7 protein-coding genes and 1 pseudogene are annotated in these 5,692 nt (G+C 61.1%); 7 read left to right on the forward strand and 1 reads right to left on the reverse strand.

Going from position 1 to position 5,692, the window contains the following annotated elements; all coding sequences use genetic code 11:
* Positions 1-263: 263 nt before the first annotated feature.
* The 5 genes from WB528_RS19400 to WB528_RS19420 are packed head-to-tail and all read left to right on the forward strand — an operon-like array spanning position 264 to position 3,467.
* Positions 264-767 carry a hypothetical protein gene (locus WB528_RS19400; RefSeq protein WP_423890014.1) on the forward strand — a complete coding sequence of 168 codons (504 nt, stop codon included), beginning with the start codon at positions 264-266 and terminating at the stop codon, positions 765-767.
* Positions 768-809: 42 nt separating this feature from the next.
* Entirely contained in the window at positions 810-1,196 is a 387-nt protein-coding gene (locus tag WB528_RS19405; RefSeq protein WP_423890015.1) for a CidA/LrgA family protein, read from the forward strand.
* Positions 1,193-1,915, forward strand: coding sequence for an LrgB family protein (locus tag WB528_RS19410; RefSeq protein ID WP_423890016.1), 723 nt, complete (start codon positions 1,193-1,195; stop codon positions 1,913-1,915). Before WB528_RS19405 ends, WB528_RS19410 begins: the two co-directional genes overlap by 4 nt.
* A gap of 51 nt (positions 1,916-1,966) precedes the next feature.
* Positions 1,967-2,746, forward strand: a complete 780-nt coding sequence (locus WB528_RS19415) for a sulfite exporter TauE/SafE family protein (RefSeq protein ID WP_423890020.1) — start codon at positions 1,967-1,969, stop codon at positions 2,744-2,746.
* A gap of 40 nt (positions 2,747-2,786) precedes the next feature.
* Positions 2,787-3,467, forward strand: coding sequence for a DsbA family protein (locus WB528_RS19420; protein ID WP_423890017.1), 681 nt, complete (start codon positions 2,787-2,789; stop codon positions 3,465-3,467).
* A gap of 27 nt (positions 3,468-3,494) precedes the next feature.
* Here the strand turns inward: WB528_RS19420 and WB528_RS19425 are convergent, their stop codons facing one another.
* On the reverse strand, positions 3,495-3,701 hold the full coding sequence (locus WB528_RS19425) for a hypothetical protein (protein WP_423890018.1): 207 nt from the start codon (positions 3,699-3,701) through the stop codon (positions 3,495-3,497).
* Positions 3,702-3,910: 209 nt separating this feature from the next.
* Between WB528_RS19425 and WB528_RS19430 the strand changes: the two are divergent.
* A pseudogene (locus WB528_RS19430) lies at positions 3,911-4,626 on the forward strand (IS5 family transposase).
* 41 nt (positions 4,627-4,667) lie between these two features.
* On the forward strand, positions 4,668-5,393 hold the full coding sequence (locus tag WB528_RS19435; protein ID WP_423890019.1) for an HNH endonuclease: 726 nt from the start codon (positions 4,668-4,670) through the stop codon (positions 5,391-5,393).
* The last annotated feature ends 299 nt before the right edge of the window (positions 5,394-5,692 follow it).

Here is a 5,692-nt window from a genome sequence, read left to right on the forward strand (position 1 = left end):
GTTCGCCAGCGAGAAGCCGCATATGCAACGCATGCACACCTGCGCCGCGCAGTGGCAGCTCAACAAGACCAACAACACCACCGGCGGCATGCGCTGGAATCAGAAGGGCGGCGGTGGCTATTATTCCGTCTGCAACAAGCGTCTCAAGGGAGAGACCTGACCAACCAGCAAGCGGGTCCGGGCGAAGTAAGGTCCGGACCTGCTTGCTCGCAGGTTGTTGCGAATAACGTCAAAGGCCTTCATCGAGCGGTTGCGGTCCGAACATGCAGTTAGCGGGAAAATATGCTTGCTGGACCACGATGGCGCTGATCGCGGCCGTTGAATTGCCCGCGCCGGCCTGTGCCGCGCAGCTGACGCCCCTCATTGTGGCGCAGGCGAGCCCGACGCCGGCCCCGGTGCAGCCGCCTGCGACCACCACCAGCCCATCTCAGGCGCCGACAACGACGGTTGCTCCTGCCGAGAAATCGGCGCTGTCGACGCCGGCCTGTTCGGTGAAATATCTGGAAGCAAAAGTTTCCGGCAAGCTGCAGGGACGCAAATGGGTCGATTTCCGCCGCGATGAATGCGGCAAGCGCGAGACCACAGCCGTCTTCCCGACCGCGATTGCGCCGAAATACGAGAACGAAAAGGATCTCGACAAGGCCCGCACCAAGACCTGCGCCGACCAGTTCACCGCCAACAAGGCGACGAAGGCCAATGGCGGCCTGGTGTGGATCGAAAAGGACGGCGGCTATTACGCCGAGTGCATCATCCGCCTGAAAGGGTGAGCGCCATGGCTGGTTTGGCGCGACCGCACCGCTTGTGAATCCGTGATCGCGAGCCTCAGCCTCATCCTGCTGTGTCAATTGGCCGGTGAGGCGCTGGTGCGCGGGATTGGCGTGCCGATGCCGGGTCCTGTCGCCGGATTGATGCTTTTGTTGTTGCTGCTTCTGCTGCGCGATCGCTACTCCATGCTGGCGCGCGGGCCGCTGCAAGGCGACGGCGTCGAATCAACCAGCAACGGCCTGCTCGCCAACCTGTCCTTGCTGTTTGTTCCGGCCGGTGTCGGCGTGGTGCAAAAGATCGACCTCATCGTCCATCATGGCATCGCCTTTCTGGGCGTGCTGGCGATTTCGGTGCTGATCACGCTGCTCGTGACCGTGGCGACGTTTCTCCTCGCCAGCCGGTTGATGACGCGGCGGCGGGAAACGCCATGAGCAACGACCCGTTCTCGCTCTGGGTCTATCTCTCGCAATCGCCGCTGCTCTGGCTGACGGTGACGCTATTGGTCTATGCGATCGCTGACGCGATATCGCTATGGACCCATCGCCATCCGTTGGCCAATCCCGTGCTGCATTCGATGTGGATCATCGGCGTCTTCCTGCGCCTGACCAACACCTCTTACACGACCTATTTCGGCGGCGCGCAGTTCGTGCATTTCCTGCTGGGACCGGCGACCGTGGCGCTGGCGGTGCCGCTCTACGAAAACCGCAGGGTCGTCGCCTCCGCCATCCTGCCGATGCTGGTGGCGTTGGCGGCAGGATCGGTGACGGCCGTCGTTTCCGTCGTGCTGTTGGCGAAGGCCGTTGGCCTGCCGCGCGAGGTGGTGCTGTCGATGGCGCCGAAATCCGTCACCGCGGGCGTTGCGATGGGTATCAGCGAAACCCTGCACGCCGATCCTTCGTTGACGGCGGTCGCGGTGATCCTGACCGGCATCATGGGCGCGATCACGGTGACGCCGCTAATGAACCGGATGGGCATTACGGATTTTCGCGCGCGCGGCTTTGCCGTGGGCATTGCGGCGCACGGGATCGGCACGGCGCGTGCGTTTCAGGTCGATGCGGTGGCAGGCGTATTCGCCGGGATGGCGATGAGCCTTAACGCGCTCGTGACGTCGCTGCTGGTACCGCTGGCGGTTACGCTCCTGCTGCGGTAACAGGGTTCGCGTTCAAGGACCGCTGAGAGGCTGACAGGAGCTGGCTCTTTGATAATCTCCGCGATGCAGGCTGGGCTCGGGGTGGCATCGGGAGCGCTGGTAGGGTTTTCGCTGGGCCTGATCGGCGGCGGCGGATCGATCCTGGCGGTGCCGCTGATGGTCTATCTGGTCGGCGTCACCGACGCCCATGTCGCGATCGGAACGAGCGCCATTGCGGTCGCGGTCAATGCCGCCATCAATTTGTGGAATCACGCCCGCGGCGGGACGGTGCGGTGGTCGTGCGCGCTTCCCTTCGCGGCGGCGGGAATTGCCGGCGCCTTGGTGGGCACGATTTTCGGCAAGCTGCTCGATGGCCGAAAATTGCTGGAATTGTTTGCGCTCTTGATGCTGGTGATTGCGGTCTTGATGCTCAAGACGCGCTCGCGCGTTGGCCTTCCCGATGTGCGCATGAGCAGGGACAACATGCCCGCCATCCTCGTCCTCGGCCTTGCCACCGGCGCGCTGTCCGGTTTTTTCGGTATCGGCGGCGGCTTCCTGATTGTGCCGGCCTTGATGCTGGCGACGGGAATGCCGATTATCAACGCGGTCAGTTCCTCATTGGTCGCGGTGACCGCGTTTGGCCTATCCACGGCCACGAGTTACGCTTGGTCCGGGCTGATTTCCTGGGGGCTGGCAGGATTGTTCATCGCAGGCGGACTTGCCGGCGGCCTGATCGGCACCCGCCTGGCGCGGTCGCTATCGGTGCAGCGCGGAGCGCTCAATATCGTGTTCGCTTCGGTCATTATTGTGGTAGCGCTCTATATGCTCACGCGTAACTTATTCGCGTTCTGATCGTAGATCGGGCAGTGAAACAGGTTGAGAGCGGCCGGAGATGAAGGAAATGAACGATCCGATCAATTCGATCCGGCTGGACCGGCGAGGCCTGTTGGGCTCGCTCGGGGTCTCGGCGGCAGCGCTCGGGATGGGCGCGTTTTCCGCGCCTGCGTATGCCCAGACCGAGGAGGTCCTGACCGAAGCTTTGGTGTTGCGCGATCCGGATATTCCGGTCGCGGGGAACGCGGCGGGCGATATCTCGATCGTCGAATTTTTCGATTATCAATGCCCGTACTGCCGCAAGGTCGAGCCCGAACTGCGGCAAGTGGTCCACGACGACGGCAAGGTCAGACTGATCTGGAAGGATTGGCCGATTCTGGGGCCGATGTCGGTTGTGGCGGCGCGGATGGCGTTGGCCAGCCGCTACCAGGGCAAGTTCGTTCAAGCGCACGATGCGCTGATTTCCATCAACTCCAAGCTGACTGACGCGAAAATTCGCGAGGCGCTTTCGGGCGGCGGCGTCGACGTCGATCGCCTCGATCGTGACCTTGCCGACAAGGCAAGCGCGATCGATGCGACGCTCGCCCGCAACAACGATCAGGCGACTGCGTTTGAATTTCGCGGTACTCCTTCCTTCATCGTGGGCAAGTTCCGAGTGCCGGGCGTATTGACGATGGCGCAGTTCGGCCAAGCGATTGCGGATGCGCGAAAGGCGTCCGCGGCAAAGAGGAAGGGCTAGGTCGTTAAGGCCAGCGCCGCCGCGTCATTATCGCGACGACAAGCGGATCCAGTCCTGATGTGCTCGCGCCGTCAACGCGTGCCAATCGGCTGACGCGACGTCCCAATTCACGAGCGTCCGGTTGGTGGCCGCATTCTGGCCGTTCGCCACCGTCGATGTCGACTGCGAGTCAGAGACATAAACGCCGGCAATGAGCAGCACCGCGCCCAAGATCATTCCCAGGATAACCTGCATCGCTTATTCTCCAATGACGGCGCGAGCACATCAGGACTGGATCCGCTTGTCGTCGCGATAATGACGCGGCGGCGCTGGCCTTAACGACCTAGGCAGCGTGGACTCTAAGGATTCCCTTTTAGGAGCAAATCAGATTCAAGGCTGCTTTTGGGGAGGCAATCTTGGGTGTAATGGATCGACTGGTTTTGAGCGACGCTGCTTGGGGGCGGATGGCGCCCCTGATTATAGGCCGGCCTGACCAGAAAGGCTCCACCGGGCGCGACAATCGGATGTTCGTGGAAGGTGTGCTGTGGATCGTGCGTACGGGCTCTCCCTGGCGTGATCTTCCGGAGGTATTTGGAGATTGGAACAGCGTCTTCCGGCGCTTCAGTCGATGGAGCATCAAGGGTGTTTGGGGGCGGATCTTCGAGGCGATGTCCGATGATCCGGACTTCGAATATCTGATCGTCGACTCCACTATCGTCCGAGCCCACCAGCACGCTGCCGGGGCCAAAAAAGGGGGTCTGAAGATCAGGCGATCGGCCGCTCGCGCGGCGGCCTGAGCACCAAGATACATATGGTCGTTCGAGGCTTGGGATGTCCCGTGCGGTTCACACTGACCGCAGGTCAGAAGGGCGATGCACCGCAAGCGGCTGCGCTAATCGAGGGACTACCCGCCGAGGTCGTCATGGCCGATACGGCTTACGACGCCGATCATTTGCGCCAGGCCATTGCCGCCAAGGGCGCGCTTGCCGTCATCCCCAATAATCCGTCACGGGCGCTCAAATATCCACTCGACAAGCATCTCTACGCCCAACGCCATCTCGTGGAGTGCTGCTTCTCCAAGCTCAAGCAATTCCGCCGCGTCGCAACCCGCTTCGAAAAGACCGCCCGAAATTACCTTGCCGTTGTCACTCTCGCAGCCATAATCCTATGGATGCGATAAGTGTCCACACCACCTAGTCCTTAGTCGAAACAGTCGGGGTGATGCCAATCGTTGAAATTGCTTTCCTAATTGTGCGAGATTGTCCAACTACCATGATAGAAGATGCAGACTTCTTAGCGCCACGTCGCTGTATGCGCGAGCCCATCAGCGAAATATTCGACGCCGCGTCGCTGCTGAATTCAGCCACCGATGCACATCTTACAGGTGATCGCGCAACCGCCGATCGCTTGCTCCGAGCCGCAAACATGCCGGTGTTGCGCGCTTGGATCGAGTCTCTGATAGGCAGCAAAATAGCAAATCCGGACCAATCGAAGTACCACCGGTCGCGAAAAATTCCGGATGCCCCACCGACCTTGGAGAAGGCGCAGCGTATCAAGAAGAGGGAGCCATCACGGGAAGAACGACGGTTGATCATACAGCGCTACGGAAGGAACTGCGTATTCTGCGGCATTCCCGTTATCAGCGATCAAGTCAGGAAGGCTTTCAACCGCGCATACCCCGATGCTGCGCCGTGGGGCCGCACCAATTCGAGTCGACACGCGGCGTTTCAATGCATGTGGATGCAGTTCGATCACGTCCTTCCACATAGTCGGGGTGGCGACAATTCGATTGATAACGTCGTCGTCACCTGTGCGCCCTGCAACTACGGGCGCATGCAATGGACCTTGGAAGAGGTTGGCCTAGTTGATCCCCGCAAAGTGCCGATCCAGAAAACCGCTTGGGACGGCCTAGAACGGTTGTTCGCCTCGACGCCGCAGGCACGCTGAAACGGCAGCGCGGGCCGGTGATGCGCCTGCCTGTCACCGGCCCCGATGTAGCTCCCGGCCGTACCAAGCTACGGGGCGGGTTACTGGCCGTTGCCAGCGTCAAACCAAACCGAACCGGCCACGATACATCCGCGCGGCCGTCGGTAGTATTTTCAGTCACCTTTTCGGGACGCTGAAGATCGCCAGCCGCATTGAACCCTTGTTGATTGTGCCGACCAACGAAGCGACAAAAACGCGCTTTTTGCTCGATACTCGAACCCCAGGATGCGGCGTCGAAGAGGGCGAAGGCTCGGTAAAAG

The sequence above is a fragment of the Bradyrhizobium sp. genome (genome assembly GCF_049586575.1).
Taxonomy (GTDB): Bacteria; Pseudomonadota; Alphaproteobacteria; order Rhizobiales; family Xanthobacteraceae; genus Bradyrhizobium.